Source organism: Polaromonas sp. UBA4122 (assembly GCA_002381615.1).
Taxonomy (GTDB): domain Bacteria; phylum Pseudomonadota; class Gammaproteobacteria; order Burkholderiales; family Burkholderiaceae_C; genus Polaromonas.
On the sequence record DFWY01000130.1, the window covers coordinates 21452 to 21904 of the forward strand.

Sequence of the window (453 nt, forward strand, 5' to 3'; positions counted from 1 at the left end):
ACGCCCGCATTGTGGCCACGCTGGATGAGGCGCTCGATGGCATGGAGCATCTGTGTGCCACGGCCATGACGCCGCGCGACTTTGGCCCGCCTACCGTGACACCGAGGGCGCATTTTGCCGATTTGTTCGGACAAGCTGATTTGTCATCAAAGCAAGAGCTAGCTACGCCCGTCAAACAAGGACTGCGGCCAGATTCGGTTGCTTTTTTGTTCGGTTCCGAGCGTTTTGGCATGCAGAATGACGATGTGTACCGCTGCCACGTTGCCTTGAGTATTCCGACCGATCCGAAGTTTGGTTCGCTTAATCTGGCTGCCGCGGTGCAACTGATTGCTTACGACTGGCGCGAGGCGCTGGGCGGCTTTACCGTGCAGGCGGCGACGGCCGAGCCCCAACTGGCCGACGCCGCCGCTGTGGCTGGCATGCTTAAGGCCTGGGAAGAGGGGGTGACCGACA

Annotated in this window: 1 protein-coding gene; it reads left to right on the forward strand. The window is 60.5% G+C overall.

Annotation, left to right across the window (positions count from 1 at the left end; translation table 11 throughout):
• The coding region (locus tag B3F77_RS15850) for a TrmH family RNA methyltransferase (protein ID WP_293605881.1) at window positions 1-453 on the forward strand (453 nt) is incomplete at both ends.